Origin of the sequence: Dyella koreensis (assembly GCF_044904565.1) — a bacterium.
GTDB lineage: Bacteria > Pseudomonadota > Gammaproteobacteria > Xanthomonadales > Rhodanobacteraceae > Dyella_D > Dyella_D koreensis.
In genome coordinates this window covers 294,275-313,082 of record NZ_JADIKD010000011.1, presented here as the reverse complement: position 1 = coordinate 313,082, position 18,808 = coordinate 294,275, and the positions used below count along the sequence as shown (strand labels likewise).

Genomic DNA, 18,808 nt, shown 5'->3' with positions numbered 1-18,808 from the left:
CGGAGGTCGTGCTGACTAGATTGGTGTCAGGCCGCCTTGTCGGTTGGCGTCAGGAATGGATATGTCGAAGCCAGATCGCAGCATGACCCGGGCCCACCTTATCGGTGGCGGCATCGCCTCTTTGGCGGCGGCGGCGATACTGATTCGCGATGGCGATCTGCCGGGGCAGAACATCACGATTTATGAAGAACTCCGGCGCCTCGGCGGGAGCCTGGACGGCTCGGGCGACGCCGAGCACGGCTATGTGGTTCGCGGCGGCCGCATGATCGAGAGCAAATACCTCTGCACCTACGATCTGTTTGATTCGATCCCCACGCTCGACAAGAAGCAGACCGTCACGCAGGAGATCTTTGAGTGGAACCGGGTCATGCAGACGCGCTCAAAGTCGCGGCTGGTGCGTGGTAGACACAAGATCGACGCGCCCGAATTCGGTCTTGCCGAACGGCACATTCTGGCGCTGGAAAAGTTGGCCATGGAGCCGGAGGCATTGCTCGGTGCGACCAGCATTTCCGATCATTTTGGCGATGATTTCTTTCAGACCAATTTCTGGCTGATGTGGTGCACCACGTTTGCGTTCCAGCCGTGGCATAGCGCGGCGGAGTTCCGGCGTTACCTGTTGCGGTTCACGCATATGGTGCAGGGGTTCAACGAGCTGCAGGGCATCATGCGCACGGTATACAACCAGTACGACTCGCTGGTGCTGCCGTTGCGTCGCTGGCTAGAAGAGCGCGGCGTGGTGTTCCGGATGGACTGCCAGGTCACCGACCTGGGGCTTTCGGATGACCAGGATGAAACGGTGGTCTATGCGATTCGCTGCCTGCGCGATGGCGTTGCCGATGAGATCGCGGTGGGTCCGGACGATCTGGTGATCGCTACCCTGGGCTCGATGACCGAAGCATCCAGCATGGGCACGATGGGCGAGGCGCCCAAGATGCTCGGCAGGCGTGATGGCGGCGCGTGGGCACTATGGGAGAAGGTGGCCAAGTGGCGGCCCGAGCTAGGCAGCCCGGCGGCGTTCGCGGGTCACGTGGATGAGTCCAGGTGGGTGTCGTTCACGGCGACGATGAAAGATCCCTTGTTGTTCCGGAAGATCATGGAGTTCACCGGCAACGTGCCCGGCGAAGGTGGTCTGGTGACGTTCGCCGACTCTGCGTGGCTGATGTCGGTGGTGTTGCCGCATCAACCGCATTTCATCGGCCAGCCGGAGGACGTGCAGGTGTTGTGGGGGTATGGCTTGGCGGTGGACAAGCCCGGTGACTTTGTGAAGAAGCCGATGGCGGATTGCAGCGGTCGCGAGCTGATGACGGAGTTGTTGGGTCAGTTCGGCTTTGTCGATCAGGCTGAGGCCATTCTCCAGAACAGCATCTGCCTGCCTTGCATGATGCCGTTCATTACCAGTCAGTTCCTGCGCAGGAAGCATGGCGATCGCCCGGCGATACGGCCGGAGGGTTACCGCAATCTCGCCATCGTCGGCCAGTTCTGCGAGCAGCCGGATGATGTGGTGTTTACCGTGGAGTACTCGGTGCGTTCGGCGATGACCGCGGTCTACACGTTGCTCGATCTGAAAAAAGAGCCGCCGGCTGTCTACAAGGGGCAGTACGACCCGCGGCATCTTTTCGCTGCATTCCGGGCGCTGCACGACATGGCTTAGCGAGCGTTAGATGTCGCCGTGCAGAGCCTGCAGCGCCGCCAGCGCGGCAAGGCCGGCCGTTTCTGTGCGCAGGATGCGCGGCCCCAGGCGCAAACCCTGGAAGCGGGCCGCGCGTAGCGCCGTAACATCGCGCTCGCCCAGGCCGCCCTCGGGGCCAACAACCAAGATGCCGCCAGTGGTATCGAACGACAGTGTGCGTGCCTGCGTATCGCCATCGGGCAACAGGGCCAAGCGCAGCGCGCTGTCGTCACGCAGGTCGCGCAGCCAGGTTTCCAGGGGCAGGGCGGCGACCACTTCCGGTACGCGCGCACGGCCACTCTGCTCGCAGGCGCTGGCGGCTACGGCCCGCCAGTGAGCGAGGCGCTTTTCGGCACGGCTTGGGTCGAGCTTTACTTCAGAGCGTTCGGTGAGCAGCGGCACGATGCGAGCGACACCCAGCTCGGTGGCCTTCTGCACGATCAGATCCATCTTTTCCCCGCGTGCGACACCTTGGGCGAGGGTGAGGGACAACGGCGACTCGTTATCCACGGGCTGTGCGGACTGCACGCTCACACTTACTTCGCGCTTGCCCACGGCAGCAAGGATGGCGAGGTAGTCATGGCCGTCGCCGTTGAACAGGGTGAGTTCGTCGCCGGCCACCATGCGCAGCACACGCGCCACATGTTCGCCAGCCTGGCTCGGCAAGGTCAGTTCCTGGCCGGGGGCGAGGGGCTGATCGACGTGGATACGGATAGTGCGCATGGCGGTTCAACGACTCGGCGGAAAGGCATTCAGACAGGGCGAAGAGGATAGCCGAGGCGCTGGCGAAGCTGAATTTTCGCGAGATGTCCGGGCTCCGGCCGTTGCCGGCATGGCCGGATCAGGCGCAGCATGCTGGATGCCCGTCCCCCACGGCCTTTCATGAGGTTCGATGTCATGTTCAAACCAGCCATTATTGCCACCACGTTGCTCGTGGCGCTGGGAAGCGCCAGTGCCTTTGCGCAGAGCACCCAGGCCACATCGACCGATGCCCGCACGCATCGGGTCGAGGGTCTGGAGACCAGTCCTTACAAGCCCGATCCAGCTAACGCCAACGACAAGACAGATAAGTCGGCTGCCAAGGTCAACGATCGAAATTGCCTGCGCGAAACGGGCAGTTTGATCAAGGCGAAGAAAGGGAAGTGCCTGCCGATCGCCGGGCGGGTTTATACCAAGGATGACATTGACCGTACTGGTGAGCGGGATCTGGGGCCTGCGTTGGAGAAGTTGGATCCGAGTATTACGACGCGCGGGCATTGAGGTTGGAGGCTTGAGAAACCCTCTCCGAAACGTTTTCTCAAGTACTCACCCCTCCCCAACCCTCCCCTGTCCCACGGGACTAGCTTCGCGTCGCGAGCAGGGGAGGGAGCAAGTTGTCGCAAGCCTTTGGCTCTTTTCCCTGCAAGCAATGGAGGGGGTAGGTTGTCACGAGCCCTTGGCTCCTCCCCCTGCTCGCAGGGGGAGGCTGGGAGGGGGTAAGCCCTTGCGACAGGGCCGCAAGTCTTGCGAGCTCTTAGCGGTTTAGACGTCTACAGCCAGCGCGATGCCAGCGACGGCAACGTCAACGAGATGATCAATCTCCTGCTCCGAAACCACATAAGGCGGCATGAAGTAGATGACGTTGCCCAGCGGACGCAACAGGGCGCCATGTTCCAGTCCGTGCAAATACACACGCAGCCCGCGACGGTCTTCAGCGGCATAAGGACGGCGGGTCGCCTTGTCCTGCACCAGTTCCACCGCGGCAATCATGCCGGTCTGGCGTACGTCAGCCACATGCGGGTGATCGCGTAACGGTGCGAGGCGGTAAGCCAGATGAGCAGCGAGGGCGCGGTTGCGTTCCAGCACCGGTTCGTCGCGGAAGATCTGCAAGGTGGCCAGCGCCGCGCGGCAGGCCAGCGGATTGCCGGTGTAGCTATGTGAGTGAAGAAACGCCTTGCCGGCGTTGTACTCGGCATAGAACGCGTCGTAGACGGAGTTCGTAGTGAGCACGGCTGACAACGGCAGGAAGCCGCCGGTGAGCCCCTTGGACAGACACATGAAGTCGGGCGACACATGCGCCTGCTCGCAGGCGAACAACGTACCGGTACGGCCGAATCCCACGGCGATCTCGTCGGCGATGAAATGCACCTTGAACTCGTCGCACAGTGCGCGCAGGCCGGTCAGGTACGCGGGGTGGTACATGCGCATGCCGCCGGCGCATTGCACCAGCGGTTCCACGATCACCGCGCAGGTTTCGTGGGCATGGCGTTCGAGCAATGTGCGCAGTTCGCCCAGCCGGCGTTGCGCGCAGGCTTCGGGGCTTTCGCCCGGCTCGGCTTCGTAGGTATCGGGGCAGGGCGCGAGGATGGGGGTGAGCAGCAGGGGCGCATAGGTCTTGCGATACAGCGCCACGTCGCTCACCGAGAGCGCGCCGAGCGTCTCGCCGTGGTAGCTGCCGGTAAGTGCGATGAAACGGGTTTTCTCGCCATGGCCCTGATTGAGCCAGTAGTGGAAGCTCATCTTGAGCGCCACTTCGATCGCGGCCGAACCGTTGTCGGCCAGGAAGACGCGATCCAGGCCGGCCGGCGTGATCCGCACCAGTTCTTCAGCCAGTTCGATGGCGGGCTCGTGGGTGAAGCCGGCGAAGATCACGTGCTCCAGCGTGTCGAGCTGTTGCTTCAAGGCCGCGCCGATGCGCGGGTTGGCGTGGCCGAACAGATTGGTCCACCACGAGCTGATGCCGTCCAGGTAGCGCTTGCCGTCGGCGTCGACCAGCCAGGCGCCTTCACCGCGCACGATGGGCAGCATCGGTACGGTGCCGGCGTGGTCATGCATTTGGGTGCAGGGGTGCCACAGGTGGCGTAGGTCGCGCGCGGCGAGGGCGCGGTTGCGGCTTTCGTTCGGGGTCATCCGGTTATGATCGTTGTTCGGCATACGGCGGCTCAAGCCTGCTGCCTGAGCTCGTCATTCCGGCGCAGGCCGGAATCCAGTCAAAAAGCCTGTGCGAAGCACTCATAAGCGGCTTTGTGTGCTGCGCACGCATGCTTCACTGGATTCCGGCCTGCGCCGGAATGACGGGCTTGAGAGATACCTGTTAACTGGGAGAGACGTTTGAACCGGTCGCGCGCCGCTCTGGCCCTGTTTGTTGTGCTGCTTGCCCTGGGGGCCTTGGTGGCCTTCCTGCCTGCGTCGTGGGTAAAGCCGCAGCTGGAGGCGCGCCTGCACGGCCTGCGTCTGGAAGGGCTCAGCGGCACGGTGTGGCAGGGACATGCCGACAAAGTGCTGGCTGTCGATGGCAGCGACCTGGGGCGGCTGGACTGGACGCTCTCGCGGCGCGCCCTGATCGGGGACACGCAGCTCGGGGTGGAGTTGTTCGGTGCGTGGGGCCGTTTCCGTGGCCAGATGCATAAGCTCGATGCGCGGCGGGAGGAATGGAGCGCGCTGCATATCGAAAGCGACCTGGTAACGCTGTCGGAGCGCTTCCTTCCGGTTGGCAGCCGCTTGCGTGGCCTGTTGGCGATCGACGTGGCGCGGCTGGTGCTGCAAGGCCGCTGGCCGCTGGATCTCGACGCGAAGGCGCATTGGGACGAGGCTCGCCTGCTGGGTCAGGACCATATTTTCGGCTTGGGCAACCTGCAGTTGCAGGCGCAGGGCGAGGGCGGCGTGGTGCAGGCCACGCTGCAGGACGACGGCAACGGCCCGCTGCAACTGTCCGGCCAGTTCGACCTGAGTCCGCTCGGCTGGCGCTACGACATCAAGGCCAAGCCCCGTCAGCCCGATCCGGCGCTGAGCCAGTGGCTTGCCGGTTTCGGGTCGACCGGTGCGGATGGCACCATGCATGTTCAACGCAGCGGCGGCATCGCGGCTGCTTCCAAGGGGAAGAAATGAGCTCGTTGAATCTGTCCACGGCCCTGCATGCAGCGCGCGAAGCGGCGGAAGCCGCGGGCGAAGTGATTCGCCATTACTGGCGCCGCGGTGTCGCGGTGGAGCTAAAAAGCGATGCTACGCCCGTCACCGTTGCCGATCGCGAGGCCGAGCTGGCGATCCGCAAGGTATTGCACGAGGCGCTGCCCGAAGCGGCGATCTATGGCGAAGAATTCGGCCACGACGGCGGCACGCAGGAGCTGCTCTGGCTGGTCGACCCGCTCGACGGCACCAAGAGTTTCGTGCGCCGTACGCCGTTCTTCTCCACCCAGATCGCACTGATGCAGCGGGGCGAGCTGGTGCTGGGCGTATCGAGTGCGCCGATCTATGGCGAAACGATGTGGGCGAGCGCGGGCGGCGGCACCTGGTTCGAGGGCGAGCGCGTGCATGTGGCGGCGACCGAGGCGATGGCGCAGGCGTCGATCTCCACCGGCAATATCAAATCGCTGACCCGCGATGCGCGCTGGGACGAGCTGGGCGCCATGATCCGCGACAGCAATCGCATCCGCGGTTATGGGGACTTCTGCCATTACCACTTGCTGGCGCGGGGCGGGCTGGATCTGGTGATCGAGTCGGACGTCAATATTCTCGACGTGGCGGCGCTGGCGGTGATCGTGCGCGAGGCGGGTGGTGTGTTTACCGACCTGGACGGCCAACCGCTTACTCTGGATTCCACCAGTGTGCTGGCGGGCACCCCTGCGCTGCATAGGCATACGCTGGCCCGCCTTCGCGCAGCCGCGCAACCGCTTGTAGGAGCCCACCCTGTGGGCGAAAGCCCTGCGTAGCAGGGCCGCTTTCCTTTCCTTGTGGCAAATGCGGCCCTGCTACGCAGGGCTTTCGCCCACAGGGTGGGCTCCTACAAGGAGCGGGCGGAGATTCTGAACAGGCTCTAGAATGTTCCGATGCGCAAACCACCGATCATCCATGCCACCCGTGATGTGCACGACAGCCATTTCCTGCATGTCGAGCAGCTCGACCTGGAGTTCTCCAACGGCGAACGCCGTACCTACGAGCGCCTGAAGGGCGGCGGCCTGGGCGCAGTGATCATCGTGCCCATGCTGGACGACGAAACCGTGCTGCTGGTGCGCGAATACGGCGCTGGCGTGGGCCGTTACGAACTCAGCCTGCCCAAGGGACGGCTGGATCAGGACGAGACCGCCGAGCAGGGGGCCGATCGCGAGTTGAAGGAAGAGATCGGCTACGGCGCGCGCCAGCTGAAAATCCTGCACAACCTGTCGCTGTCGCCCTCGTACATGACGCACATGGCGCATGTGGTGCTGGCGCAGGATCTGTATCCCGAGCGGCTCGAAGGCGACGAGCCGGAAGAGCTCGAAGTGGTGCCGTGGAAGCTGGCGAACCTGCATGAGCTGATTGCTCGCGACGACGTGACTGAAGGCCGTTCCATCGCAGCACTGTTCATGGCCCGCGAGTACCTCGCTGGCCGTTTCAAGCCGGCATGAAGTCGCCCGTCTCTCCGTTGTTATTGCAGATCGGCGACATCGCACGCGCCGCCGCTGCCGCCATCCTTGAGGTCTATAGCCAGGACTTCGAGGTGCAGCACAAGTCCGACCGCTCGCCGGTCACGGCCGCCGATCTTGCCGCGCAGCGCGTGATTGCCGCCGGGTTGGCGCAGCTCGATGAGGTGCTGCCGGTCTTGTCGGAAGAGGCACGCATCGCGTCGTGGGCGCAGCGCCAGACATGGACGCGCTACTGGTTGGTCGACCCGCTCGACGGCACGCGCGAATTCGTGAAGCGCAATGGTGAGTTCACCGTCAACATCGCCTTGATCGATCAGCATGCGCCGGTGCTCGGCGTGGTGTTGGCGCCGGTGACGGGCGACCTCTATGCCGCCGAGCGCGGTGGTGGCGCCTGGCGACAGGTTAGTGCTTCAGCTCCCTGGGAGCGCATCGCTACACGATCGCTGGCCAGTCCGCCGGTAGTGGCGGGCAGCCGCTCGCACGGCAGTCATGGCGCTGTTCTGCTGCAGGAGCTGCTGGGTGACGACTATCTTGAATCGCCCATGGGTTCTTCACTGAAGTTCTGCCTGTTGGCGCGCGGCGATGCGGACGTCTATTTGCGTCGCGGCGCCACCAGTGAATGGGATACCGCCGCCGCCCAATGCGTGCTCGAAGCCGCCGGTGGCGCGGTGCTGGACCTAGCGGGGCGCCCATTGCGCTACAACCGTGGCGATTCGCTGATCAACCCGGAATTCCTCGCCGTGGGCGACACGGCCATCGACTGGGCCGTACGCCTGCGTGCGGCCGACCTGGACGCCAATGACTGACACGACCAAGCACAACCTCGACGACTTGCTCGCCATCATGGCGCGCCTGCGCGATCCGCAGCGGGGCTGTCCATGGGATGTGCAGCAGGACTTCGCCACCATCGCGCCGTACACCATCGAGGAAGCGTACGAAGTCGCCGACGCAATCGATCGCAAGGATTGGCACGATCTGCGCGATGAGCTTGGCGACCTGCTGCTGCAGGTGGTGTTCCATGCGCAGATGGCCAAGGAAGCCGGTCTGTTCGATTTTGCCGATGTCGCCCATGCCATCAGCGACAAGATGATCCGCCGCCATCCGCACGTGTTCGGCGATGTCAGCTACGACGACGTCGAGGCGCAGAAGGAAGCGTGGGAAGCGATCAAGGCGGAAGAGCGTGCCGCCAAGGGCGAGCAGCACGACGACAGTGCGCTGGCTGGCGTGTCACGTGGCCTGCCGGAGTGGAAGCGCGCGCTCAAGTTGCAGCAGCGCGCGGCTAAAGTGGGTTTCGATTGGCCGGATGCCCATCCCGTGTTGGACAAGCTGGTCGAGGAGGCGGAAGAAGTTCGCGCCGAGTTTGCAGCAGGTGCTGACAAGGCGCGCCTCCAGGACGAGATCGGCGACGTGCTGTTTGTGGTGGTGAATCTCGCGCGGCACGCGGATGTCGATTTCTCTCAGGCGCTGCGTCATGCGAACGCCAAGTTCGAGCGGCGCTTCCGCGAGATGGAAGCCATCGCCCATGCCGAAGGCACGCCTTTGGCGGAGCGCAGTCTGGACGCGCAGGAAGCGCTATGGCAGCAAGCCAAGCGCGGCGAGAAAGTCACCGGCTGATTGTTCCGCCCCGTGGTAGGAGCGCACCCTGTGCGCGAAAGCCCTGCAAGGCAGGGCCGCTTTTGCCACATGATGAGAACAGAGCGGCCCTGCCTTGCAGGGCTTTCGCCCACAAGGTGGGCTCCTACCGTTCCACCAAGACAAAGAAGGCGCGAGGTCTGGGGTCCTCGCGCCTTAAGTTCCATCCGACTGTGCGGGCACACAGCGTTGTCTGTGTTTCCTTTCTCGTTATTTGAACTGGGGCATGGCTTACTGCGCCGGAGGCGGCGGTGTCTTGTCGGCGCGATGCTGTTCCCACGCGGCGCGCATCTTTTCCATTTCTTCGCGACGCTTGGCTTCGTTGGCCAGGTTTTCGTCCAGGCTCTTGCGGAGCGTGGCGATGGCCTGGTCCGCATTGGCCGGCACCATCTGCGTGCGGGCCAGCTGGTGGTAAACGTAGGTGCGCACGCGCGGGTCCTGCGATTTGGCCAGCACGGCGTTGTAGAGCGCGGGCAGCTCCTTGATGCGGCCCTGGGTCATGTACAGGCGCTCCAGCGCGCGTAGATCCGAGATCACGGGTGATTCCGGACCGAAACCGCGGCCGCCGAAGTCGGGGCCGTCGTTGTCCGGGCCGCGCTCATGGCGCTCGGTGCGCAACATCCTGGCCGGCTTGGCGCCACCCGGCGGCATGGGTTTGGCGGCAGCTTGTGGCGCGGCGGGTGCCACGGGTGCGGCGTCCTGTGCGATCCCGAGGGCGGACGTGCCGGCCAGCAGCAAGGCCAGGGTGGAAGCGAGCAGGGTCTTGCGTGACATCGTGCAACTCCATGATGAGCATTCCCGATTTGAACGCCCCTGCCGAATGGCGGTTGACCCGCTTGGCGTGGCTTGCAACCTTTTCGGCACGGCCGGCATCTCAGGCTTGACCGTTCATCCAGGAGCTTCCCTATGCGTCATCTATTTCTCGCCGCTCTGCTGTTGGCCCCGCTCGTTGCGCAGGCCCATGACGACTGCAAATTCCAGGCACCGCGCAACCTTCAGCTCGATCTGGCCGGGGTGAAGTCGCTGCAGGTGGATTTGCACAGCTATGACCTGCATCTCAACGGCGATGCCGGCGCGCGGACGGGCGAACTGACGGGGCGCGCCTGCGCTTCCGATCAGCAGTTGCTGGACAGCCTGGTGGTGACCCAGCGCCGCGAGGGCGATGTGCTGATCGTGGATGCCGGCGGCAGCAGGGACCACATCATGTTCAATCTGACGGGGCGCTCGTACACCAACCTCGAGCTCAATCTGAAAGTGCCCGCTTTGTTACCCGTGACGCTCAATGTCGGCTCTGGCGACGCTTGGGTGACCGGCCTGCAGCGGCTGGACGCGCATGTCGGTTCCGGTGATCTGCACGTCAACAAGATCGCCGGACCGCTCTCGGCCAGCGTCGGTTCCGGCGATGTCGATGCCAGCGATATCGGCAGCCTCGACCTCGGCGCCGTGGGCTCCGGCGATTTCAAGGTCGATGGCATCAAAGGCAATGCGCGCGTCGGCAGCATCGGTTCGGGCGACGTCGCACTGTCGCGTGTCGGCGGCAATGTGCAAGCCGATACGCTGGGCTCGGGCGACCTCACTGTGCGCGAGGTCAACGGCGATCTCAGCCTGGGTGCCAAGGGCAGCGGCGATGTGAATCACTCGGGTGTGCGCGGCAAGGTGAACGTCCCGCGCGATCGGGACTGATCATCCCAGGCAGCGCCACACGAGATAGACCAGTGGCGCGCATACCAGCAGGAAGGGAATGGATACGAGATGAAACAGCCGCAGACCTTGCGGCTGTTTCGCCAGGCGCAGGGCGATCAGATTGGCCAGCGAGCCGATGGCCACACCGAAGCCGCCGACATTGACCGCCACCGCCAGCGCGATCGCATCCGGCGTGCGCTCCATCAACAACACCGTAGCCGGCACATTACTGATCAGCTGCGAGGCGAGAATGCCGCTCGCGTAGAGCCGCAGCGGCTGATTGAAGTCGATCGATTCCAATCCCTGTTTCACCAGCGGCAGCTCGGCGAAGTGGCCCAGGCCAAGGAAGATCGCGGCGAAGGTGGCCAACAGCAGCCAGTCGACGCGCGCCAGCAGGCGCCAGTCGAACAGGGCGAACGGCAACAGCAGCAACGCAGCGCCCAGTACCGCATGGCCGTGCTCCATCATCAGCACCATCATCAATAGCGCAACGATGGAAAGCACCGCTTGCGACGCAGACACGGTGTGCCCGTCGATCTGCTCCGCATGCAGCGTGACGCGCCCCTTGGGCAACCAGAACCAGGCCAGCAGTGCGACCAGCGCGAACATGGTCGCCGCCACCGGCAACATGGCCGTGACGAACTGCACGAAAGGCAATCGCACGTATTGCCAGAGCAGCAGGTTCTGCGGGTTGCCGATGGGGCTCAAGGTGGAGCCCGCGTTCACCGCGAGCGCTTCCAGAATCACCATGCGCAGTACGGGCAGGTTGGAGATGGCGCCGATAGCGAGCGTAAGCGGCACGATCAGGAACAGGCTTACGTCGTTGGTCAGCACCATCGACAGCAACGCGGTGATCGTCACCAGCAGCAGGCCGATCACACGTTGCGAATGCGCGCGTGCCACCAGCGCGCCGGCCAGATGCTGCACCAGTCCACTGTCGCGAATGCCCTGGATAGCGATCAGCAAACCGAGCAAGCCGGCCAGCGTCGGCAGTTGCAGCCAGCGCTGGTGGTCGGCAAGCGGATGCGGGTCGATCAGCGCAAGCAACAGTGCGAGCAAGCCGAAGGCAAGCAGCAGCCATTCGTCCTTGAGGCGCTGGCGCCAGTGGGTCGGCTTGTTCACCACTCGGTAAGGCCTTCCAGTTCGTACAATTTCTTCCAGCTTGGGCGCGCACGGACCAGATTGGCGAGGTTCTTCAGCGCAGGCCATTCGGTGACCGGGCGCGGCATGTTGCGCGACCAGCGCATCAGCATGGTCAGCAGCAGGTCCGCGCCGGAGAACTGAGCGCCGAGCAGATAAGGACCGTGGGCGGCGAGATGGGCGTCGAGGTGATCCCACACGCTTTCGATCTTGCGCTGCAGGGCGGCACGCACGGCGGGCGGATGTTCCTCGTTACCCAATTCCTCGGGGTAGAACCACAGGCGGTAGGCAGACATGAGCGTGTTGCTCAGATACACCACCCACTGCTGCCATAGCTCGCGTTCGGGTGTACCCGCAGGAGGCATCAGGCCGGCCTCCGGGTGGCGTTCGGCCAGCATCGTCAGCAACGCGGCGGACTCGACGCGTGGCTGTCCATCGATGACCAACGTGGGTACCAGGCCATTGGGATTGAGCTTGAGATAGGTGGGGTCGCGCTGGGCCTTCTTGTCGAAGTCCACCAGCTCGAGCTGGTACGGGGCACCGATTTCGAGCAGCGCCAGGTGGACAACCATGCTGGCGGTGCCGGGGGAGTAGTAGAGGGTGTACATGGGGCTTCCGTGGCGATGGATGCGATCGAGCATCTTAGAGCCTGCCCGTGAACTTCGTATGGCCGGCGACCCGAGTTGACCCTCCGCTCCCCGGCGGCTACGGTCCCCCTGTACGCATGAGGGCCACGCATGTCATCTCCGCTCGTTCCCCTGGCCTTGCTGATGGAGCCGATTCGCGGTTTCGTGGCGGTTGGCCGGCGCATGAGCATCACGCTGGCTGCTGAGGACCTTTACCTCACGCAGTCGGCGGTGAGCCGGCAGATCCAGGCGCTGGAAGCTCGGCTCGGCGTACGGTTGCTGGTGCGCGGGCATCGCTCGATCGCATTCACGGCTGAAGGCGAGCGGTTGTTCCGGAGCGCGGATCTGGCTTTGCAGCAGTTGCAGGACGCGTTCGAGGCTGTAGGAGGCCATAAGGAGCGGCGCCCCGTCACGCTTACCGCGAGCATCGGCGTTGCCGGCCTGTGGCTGCTGCCGAGATTGGGGCATTTCCAGCAAGCGCATGCGGGGATCGACCTGCGGATCGCTGCCAACAATCGTCTGGTTGATCTGCGCGCGGAGAACATCGATCTGGCGATCCGTTACTGCGCCGATGCCGCGGCGCCCGAGGGTGCGCTTCGCCTGTTTGGGGAAACCGTCGCACCGGTGGCGCACCCTTCGCTGAAGCTGCGCACCCTGCGCACGCCCGAGCAACTTGAGAGTCAGGTGTTGCTGGAATTCGACGATCCGCAGCGACCATGGCTGCATTGGAGCGAGTGGGCGAAAGCGATCGGCTGGCGCCGGATAAAACCCAAAGGCGTGTTGCGCTTCAATCAGTACGACCAGGTGGTGCATTCGGCGATGGCGGGGCAGGGCATTGCGCTGGGGCGGCTGGCCCTGTTGGGGCCAATGCTGGCCGATCGCCGATTGGTGCGCCTGTCATCCTCGGCTTCGATGCCGGCGACGAACCACGGTTATTGGCTGCTGCAGGTCGAGCCGAAGCCGCGCCCTCATGTGCAGGCCGTTATCGATTGGTTGATCCGCGAGGCTGGTGCCTGAATTTTTCGCATGCGCTTGATGCATGCGACATGGCATGAAAAGTCGTTTGAAGCGGTGCCTTGGCGGGCGCCCAATGCCGTCATCGGTGCGCGATGCATCTTCCATCTCCGGTGACGCCCATGACCACGACCGACACTGCCGAAGCCCGCCCGTCCGGGCGCATCGGATCCGGCGATTCCGGTGAGATTTTCCTGGCCTCGTTGGATCGCGGCTATGCGCCCTCGGCGGCGCACATGCCCTATGTCATGGCTCGCCTGAGTTATCTCACGCCTACGCAGGAGCGGCCATTCCAGTACGCGTATCCGCCGCCCGAAGGTACGCCTTGGGAGAGCGGCAGTTACGAGGCGCGCGAAGTACGCATTGCGGACGCCCGGTTTCTGTCGACGCGAAGCTCGGTTCACGCTGAGGGCTTCGAACTCTGGGATGCTCCTTCCACGCTGCGCGACTTCACTGACCGCGACGCGATCGTCCGGCGCTACTACCCCGAAGCCGCGGAGCTGGCCTGCGCGGCGACCGGCGCCAAATACGCCTATGTGTTCGACCACTTGGTGCGTCGGCGGGAAGCGGATCGTGCCGAACTCGGCTTCGGGCGATCGGCGAAGGGCGGGCCGGCGGCCGCCAACGGGCGCATCCACAACGACTACACCGAGGAATCGGGACGCCGGCGATGGGATCTTGTACTCGGCCCGGCCGCCGAGGCGATGCGAGGTGCACGCTACAGCATCGTCAATATCTGGCGCTCCATCAAAGGTCCCGTGCTGGATACGCCGCTGGCGGTATGCGATGCGCGGACCGTGGCCGCGACGGATCTGGTCAGCGCGGATGTGCACTACCCCAAGCGCACCGGCGACATCTATCTCGCACTGCATGCATTGCGGCATCGCTGGTCTTATTTCTCGATGATGGATCGTCACGAGGCGCTGGTATTCAAACAGTACGACTCGCAACTGAGCGGCGTGGCCCGCTTCACGCCGCACGCGGCGTTCGATCATCCCCATGCACCCGCCGATGCACCGCTGCGCGAAAGCATCGAGACGCGTTGCCTGGTGATTTACGAGTGAGTCAATGGTGTAGTCGAGTCAACCTTGAGGTGTGGCGATGATCGAGTTCTGGTTCGAGTTCGGCAGCAATTACAGCTATCTGAGCGTGATGCGCATCGGAGCACTCGCGGCGCACCATGGAGTGACAGTGCAATGGCGCCCCTTTCTGTTGGCGCCGATTTTCAAATCGTTCGGTTGGGACAGCTCCCCCTTTGTGTTGCAAAAGGAGAAGGGCGCCTACGTTTGGCGCGACATGGAGCGCAGGAGCGCGAAGTACGGTCTGCCCTGGGTTCGGCCCAGCCATTTTCCGCGGCGGGCGTTGCTGCCGATGCGCGTGGCACTGATTGGGGCCGACCAGCCATGGATGGAGGCCTACTGCCAGCGCATCATGCAGATGAATTTCGTGCATGACCGAGAGGTCGACTCGCCCGAAGTCGTGAGCGAAGTGCTGGCGGCACTGAATCTACCCGTGGCCGATATCCTTGCCGGTGCACAATCCGAGGCCAATAAGCTCGCACTGCGGCACGCGACGGAAGAAGCACAGGCGCGTGGCATCTTCGGCGCGCCCACCTTTTTCGCCGGCAACGAAATGTTCTGGGGCGACGATCGCCTGGAAGATGCGCTGGCATGGGCCGCCGCCTCTGCCTGAAGCTGGGGGCGGTCGTTCAACCGCCTCCTTCTCGCAGCAACCGCATCGGCGATGTCCGCGTGACCTTTCGGGTGCCGGCCAAACCAAGCAACATCACCACCACGGCAGCGGCGAGTGCGGCCAGCACCAACGGCCACAGTGGTGGCACGAAGCCTTCGATATGAAACACGGCACGCCCCAGCCACCAGCCGGTGCCAGCGGCGCCGAGTGCCGCGGTCAGGCCGGCGGCGAGGCCGAGCAGGGCGAACTCGCAGGCTGCAGCGGCGCGGAGTTGCGCGCGGCGCGCACCCAGCGTGCGCAGTAGCGCTGCCTCATGCCTTCGCTCGGCGGCGCTGGCGGCGAGCGCGGCGGCCAATACCAGCGCGCCGGCGAGCAGGCTGAAGCCCAGCACCCAGCGTACGGCGTGGCTGACCCGATCGACGATTTCGCGCACGCGATCGAGCAAGGCATCCACATCGATCAGGCTGAGGTTGCTGTAATCGCGCGAGAGCCTCGCCAGCGATTCGGCATGCCCGCGCGGCACATAGAAGCTGGCGATCCAGGTATGCGGCAGCTCGCTGGCGTGTGCCGGATCCAGCAGCAGGAAGAAGTTGACGCGGAACGAGCTCCAGTCCACCTGCCGGATGCTCGCCACCTTGGCGTCGATGGTGCCTTCGCCAATGCTGAAGCTCATGGTATCGCCCACCTTCAGCGCAAACATGTCGCGCCACATGGTGTCGATGGAGATCTCGGGCTGTGCCGGCTGCGGTCCGGACCAGGCGCCGGAAATCACCTGGTTCGCAGGTGGCAGTTCGCCGGCCCAGGACAGGCGCAGCTGGCGGTCGGCCCATTCCTTGGCGCGCTCGTCCTTGAAGCTGAGCTGGTCGATCGGGTGGCCGTTGATGCCGGTGAGCTTGCCCACGGCCAGCGGCAGCATGTTGAGCTGCTGGCCGCCGATGCCAGCCAATGCCTGCTCAAAACCGGGCCGCTGGTCGTCCTGCAGATTCAGCACGAACCAGTTCGGGGTATCGGCGGGCAGTTCGCGCCGCCAGCCTTCGAGCAGTGCCGGCGCGACAATGGCGAGCAGCAGGAGCGCCACCAGGCCGAGGCTGAGCGCGGTTGCCTGAAGCAGGCTCATGCCGCGTCTGCGCGCCAGCGCCGCCAGGCCGAGCCGTAAGGCCGGATGCGCGCCGGGTGCTACGCGCCGTGCTGTCCACAGCAGCAAGGCGGCGAGAAGCGCGGCGATGGCCGCGACGCCGAGCAGGCTGACGGCGAGAATGCCTGCCATGCGTGCGGAGCCGCTCTGGCTCCAGATCAGTACCAGGGCGACGGCTACTGGAATCACATACAACGCATCGAAACGCCGCACCTTGCGCGCCATGCTTTCGCGGAACACCGCCACCGGTGGCACTTCCGCCAAGCGTGCCAGTGGCGGCAATGCGAAGCCGGCCAGCACGGCCACGCCCATCGCGGCGGCGGCGAAGGCGGGGGCGAGCGGCAGCGCCACTGGAACACTGGTGAACAGCGTGCTGGCGAAGACCCATGCGCCCTGCGCAATGCCGAGTGCGAGCACGATGCCCAGCAGCGAAGCAGGCAAGGCCAGCGCACCCAATGTGCCGAGCAGCAAGCCGAGCACACGCCGGCGTGGTGTGCCCAGTGCGCGCAGCAACGCCACTTCATTGGTCTTGCGCCGCGCATAGCGTTGCGCGGCCAGCGCGATGGCCACGCCGGCCAGCAGCGCGGAAAGAAGCGCGGTCAATCGGAGAAAGGCGCTGGCGCGATCGAAAGCGGTGCGCATGCGCTCCTGGGTCTGCTCGGGCGTGATCAGTTCCGCGCCCTGCGGCAGGCTCTGCGTCTGCACCCAGGTGCGCCAGCGCGCTACGGCGGCGGGATCGCCAGCGATCAACAAACGATGTCGGGCGCGACTGCCGGCACCAAGCAGGCCGACCTGTTCGGCGTCGCCCAGATTCATGATGGCGCGCGGCGCCAGTGCAAACAGCTCGCCGCCATCGGGCTGGCGCACCAGCTCGGCGGCGATGCGCAGATCGCGGCCGCCGAGTTGCACGTGGTCGCCGGCTTTCAGATTGAGTGCGACCAGCGCGCGATGGTCGAGGTATACCTCACCTGTCGCTGGACCATGGCCGACGTAGTCGCCCTGCGCGGCGTTGCGCAATTCCAGCTTGCCGCGCAGTGGATAGTCGTGGTCGCTGGCCTGCACATCGAGCAACTGGCTCTGTTCGTGGGCGAACGCCACGCTGGGAAAACCCGCGCCGCGCGTAATGGCAAGACCACTCTGGCGCGCTTGCGCGGCATAGTCGTCAGGCAAGCGCTGCGGCGAACTGATGCCAAGGTCGCCGCCGATCAGTTCGGCCGCATTCGCCAGCATGCCGCGTTCGATGCGCGTCGCGAGGGTGGCGACCACGCCGAGTGCGACCACGGCCAGGGTCAGAGATGCGGCCAGGGTGCGCAGTTCGGGTAGGTGCCATTCGCGGCGCAGGCTGCGCAGGGCGAGGCGCAGCAGCCTCATACGGTGAGCTCCGCCGGGCCGCGGGCGATCACCCGACCTTCGTGCAATTCCACCCGGCGCGCGCAGCGCTCGGCGAGCAGCGGATCGTGGGTGACCAGCACCAGGGTGGTGCGGTGATCATGGTTGAGCCCGAATAGCAGATCGCTGACATGGTGGCCGGTGCGCTGATCGAGATTGCCGGTGGGCTCGTCGGCGAACAGCAGGCGTGGGCTGTGAACGAAGGCCCGGGCGATCGCCACGCGCTGTTGCTCGCCACCGGAGAGCTGCGCGGGGTAATGGCGCCGGCGCGGGCTCAGGCCGACGGCATCCAGTGCGGCACGGGCGCGGTTTCTGGCGTCGTCGCTGCCTTCCAGTTCGAGCGGCAGCATCACGTTTTCTTCTGCGGTCAGTGCCGGCAGTAGATGGAAGGATTGGAAAACGAAGCCCACCAGGCGGCGACGCAGATCGGCGCGAGCCTCTTCATCCAGTTGTTGGAGGGCGTGGCCGTCCAGCGCGATATGTCCGCTGCTCGGCGTATCCAGCCCGGCGAGCAGGCCGAGCAGGGTGGTCTTGCCCGACCCGGAAGCACCGACGATGGCGAAGCTCTCGCCCGCATGCACCTGCAGGGTCACGCCGCGCAGGATGTCCAGCTGCCCCTCGGGGCCGCGCACTGACTTGCTAACATCGCGGGCATCGAGAAGAACATTGCTGACCCGATCGGCGCTACCCAGCGCGGGAGAAGAATCACTCATGCGTCGTATCCTTTGGCTTCTGCTGTTGCTGTGTTGCGCTGGCGCCGTGCAGGCTGCGCCTTCGAAGGCCGTGCTGGTACTGGGCGATTCCCTTTCCGCCGCGCACAACATTGCGACCGAACAGGGCTGGGTACATCTGCTGGAAGTACGTCTGGAACAGATGGAGCCGGGTTGGACGGCGATCAATGCCAGCATCAGCGGCGAAACCTCGCTGAGCGGACGTAACCGGCTGCCGGCGCTGCTGACCAAGTACAAGCCGGCCGTGGTGGTGATCGAGCTGGGCGCCAACGATGGCCTGCGCGGCCTGCCGCTGCCGGCCTTGCGCGACAACCTGACCAGCATGATCGACGCCGCCCAGCATGCCGGAGCCAGGGTCCTGCTGCTGGGGATCGAGCTGCCGGTGAACTATGGGCCGCAATATCGGGATGGTCTCCGTACGGTCTATGCGGACCTGGCCAAACAGAAGCGCACCGGTCTGGTGCCCTTCCTGCTCGACGGGGTCGCCCTCGATCCAAAGCTGATGCAGGACGATGGCCTGCATCCCACGGCGGCGGGGGAGCCCAAGGTGCTGGATAACGTGTGGAATGCCCTGCGGCCGCTGTTGCGGTAAGTAAGAGGGTGGGACGCAACGACCCGTCATTCCGGCGAAGGCCGGAGGCGCTTCACAACAGCGAAGCTGGTCATCCAGTTCAATAATTCGTGCGAAGCACTCAAAAGCGGTTTTGTGTGCTGCG

General features: G+C 64.7%; 19 protein-coding genes. 12 read left to right on the top strand and 7 right to left on the bottom strand.

Features of this window, described 5'->3' with window-relative positions; all coding sequences use genetic code 11:
* Positions 1 to 61: 61 nt before the first annotated feature.
* Entirely contained in the window at positions 62 to 1,651 is a 1,590-nt protein-coding gene (locus ISS97_RS13470) for an oleate hydratase (RefSeq protein WP_379984021.1), read from the top strand.
* A 6-nt stretch (positions 1,652 to 1,657) separates the two neighbouring features.
* On the opposite strand, the gene ISS97_RS13465 is transcribed toward ISS97_RS13470, so the two are convergent.
* Positions 1,658 to 2,392, bottom strand: a complete 735-nt coding sequence (locus tag ISS97_RS13465) for a 16S rRNA (uracil(1498)-N(3))-methyltransferase (protein WP_379984020.1) — start codon at positions 2,390 to 2,392, stop codon at positions 1,658 to 1,660.
* Positions 2,393 to 2,566: 174 nt separating this feature from the next.
* On the opposite strand from ISS97_RS13465, the gene ISS97_RS13460 reads away from it, so the two are divergent.
* Positions 2,567 to 2,929: a hypothetical protein gene (locus ISS97_RS13460; protein ID WP_379984019.1), complete on the top strand. Its 363-nt coding sequence runs from the start codon at positions 2,567 to 2,569 to the stop codon at positions 2,927 to 2,929.
* 261 nt (positions 2,930 to 3,190) lie between these two features.
* On the opposite strand, the gene ISS97_RS13455 is transcribed toward ISS97_RS13460, so the two are convergent.
* Complete coding sequence (locus ISS97_RS13455) at positions 3,191 to 4,558, bottom strand: adenosylmethionine--8-amino-7-oxononanoate transaminase (protein ID WP_379984059.1); 1,368 nt, start codon at positions 4,556 to 4,558, stop codon at positions 3,191 to 3,193.
* Between the two features lie 201 nt (positions 4,559 to 4,759).
* On the opposite strand from ISS97_RS13455, the gene ISS97_RS13450 reads away from it, so the two are divergent.
* From ISS97_RS13450 to mazG, 5 genes are all read left to right on the top strand, one after another.
* Positions 4,760 to 5,536 carry a type II secretion system protein N gene (locus tag ISS97_RS13450; RefSeq protein WP_379984018.1) on the top strand — a complete coding sequence of 259 codons (777 nt, stop codon included), beginning with the start codon at positions 4,760 to 4,762 and terminating at the stop codon, positions 5,534 to 5,536.
* Positions 5,533 to 6,357, top strand: coding sequence for an inositol monophosphatase family protein (locus tag ISS97_RS13445; protein WP_379984017.1), 825 nt, complete (start codon positions 5,533 to 5,535; stop codon positions 6,355 to 6,357). Before ISS97_RS13450 ends, ISS97_RS13445 begins: the two co-directional genes overlap by 4 nt.
* A 117-nt stretch (positions 6,358 to 6,474) precedes the next feature.
* On the top strand, positions 6,475 to 7,032 hold the full coding sequence (gene nudE / locus ISS97_RS13440) for an ADP compounds hydrolase NudE (protein WP_379984016.1): 558 nt from the start codon (positions 6,475 to 6,477) through the stop codon (positions 7,030 to 7,032).
* Positions 7,029 to 7,856, top strand: coding sequence for a 3'(2'),5'-bisphosphate nucleotidase CysQ (gene cysQ / locus ISS97_RS13435; RefSeq protein WP_379984015.1), 828 nt, complete (start codon positions 7,029 to 7,031; stop codon positions 7,854 to 7,856). The genes nudE and cysQ overlap by 4 nt, the downstream gene beginning before the upstream one ends.
* Positions 7,849 to 8,664, top strand: a complete 816-nt coding sequence (mazG, locus tag ISS97_RS13430; RefSeq protein ID WP_379984014.1) for a nucleoside triphosphate pyrophosphohydrolase — start codon at positions 7,849 to 7,851, stop codon at positions 8,662 to 8,664. Before cysQ ends, mazG begins: the two co-directional genes overlap by 8 nt.
* 249 nt (positions 8,665 to 8,913) lie before the next feature.
* On the opposite strand, the gene ISS97_RS13425 is transcribed toward mazG, so the two are convergent.
* Complete coding sequence (locus ISS97_RS13425) at positions 8,914 to 9,456, bottom strand: hypothetical protein (RefSeq protein ID WP_379984012.1); 543 nt, start codon at positions 9,454 to 9,456, stop codon at positions 8,914 to 8,916.
* 132 nt (positions 9,457 to 9,588) lie between these two features.
* Between ISS97_RS13425 and ISS97_RS13420 the strand changes: the two genes are divergently transcribed.
* Positions 9,589 to 10,365: a GIN domain-containing protein gene (locus ISS97_RS13420; protein WP_379984011.1), complete on the top strand. Its 777-nt coding sequence runs from the start codon at positions 9,589 to 9,591 to the stop codon at positions 10,363 to 10,365.
* On the opposite strand, the gene ISS97_RS13415 is transcribed toward ISS97_RS13420, so the two are convergent.
* Positions 10,366 to 11,487 carry an SLC13 family permease gene (locus ISS97_RS13415; RefSeq protein ID WP_379984010.1) on the bottom strand — a complete coding sequence of 374 codons (1,122 nt, stop codon included), beginning with the start codon at positions 11,485 to 11,487 and terminating at the stop codon, positions 10,366 to 10,368.
* Entirely contained in the window at positions 11,484 to 12,113 is a 630-nt protein-coding gene (locus ISS97_RS13410; protein WP_379984009.1) for a glutathione S-transferase family protein, read from the bottom strand. The genes ISS97_RS13415 and ISS97_RS13410 overlap by 4 nt, the downstream gene beginning before the upstream one ends.
* Before the next feature lie 129 nt (positions 12,114 to 12,242).
* On the opposite strand from ISS97_RS13410, the gene ISS97_RS13405 reads away from it, so the two are divergent.
* From ISS97_RS13405 to ISS97_RS13395, 3 genes are all read left to right on the top strand, one after another.
* On the top strand, positions 12,243 to 13,148 hold the full coding sequence (locus ISS97_RS13405; RefSeq protein ID WP_379984008.1) for a LysR substrate-binding domain-containing protein: 906 nt from the start codon (positions 12,243 to 12,245) through the stop codon (positions 13,146 to 13,148).
* 119 nt (positions 13,149 to 13,267) lie between these two features.
* Complete coding sequence (locus ISS97_RS13400) at positions 13,268 to 14,209, top strand: CmcJ/NvfI family oxidoreductase (RefSeq protein WP_379984007.1); 942 nt, start codon at positions 13,268 to 13,270, stop codon at positions 14,207 to 14,209.
* Between the two features lie 37 nt (positions 14,210 to 14,246).
* Entirely contained in the window at positions 14,247 to 14,837 is a 591-nt protein-coding gene (locus ISS97_RS13395) for a 2-hydroxychromene-2-carboxylate isomerase (protein WP_379984006.1), read from the top strand.
* A 16-nt stretch (positions 14,838 to 14,853) separates the two neighbouring features.
* Here the strand turns inward: ISS97_RS13395 and ISS97_RS13390 are convergent, their stop codons facing one another.
* Both ISS97_RS13390 and ISS97_RS13385 read right to left on the bottom strand, forming a co-directional pair.
* The gene (locus ISS97_RS13390; RefSeq protein ID WP_379984005.1) at positions 14,854 to 17,343 is read right to left on the bottom strand and encodes an ABC transporter permease; all 2,490 of its coding nucleotides are present in this window, start codon (positions 17,341 to 17,343) and stop codon (positions 14,854 to 14,856) included.
* Positions 17,340 to 18,074 carry an ABC transporter ATP-binding protein gene (locus ISS97_RS13385; protein ID WP_379984004.1) on the bottom strand — a complete coding sequence of 245 codons (735 nt, stop codon included), beginning with the start codon at positions 18,072 to 18,074 and terminating at the stop codon, positions 17,340 to 17,342. The genes ISS97_RS13390 and ISS97_RS13385 overlap by 4 nt, the downstream gene beginning before the upstream one ends.
* Between ISS97_RS13385 and ISS97_RS13380 the strand changes: the two genes are divergently transcribed.
* Positions 18,073 to 18,684, top strand: a complete 612-nt coding sequence (locus tag ISS97_RS13380; RefSeq protein ID WP_379984003.1) for an arylesterase — start codon at positions 18,073 to 18,075, stop codon at positions 18,682 to 18,684. The two genes, ISS97_RS13385 and ISS97_RS13380, sit on opposite strands and share 2 nt — an antisense overlap.
* Positions 18,685 to 18,808 lie beyond the last annotated feature (124 nt).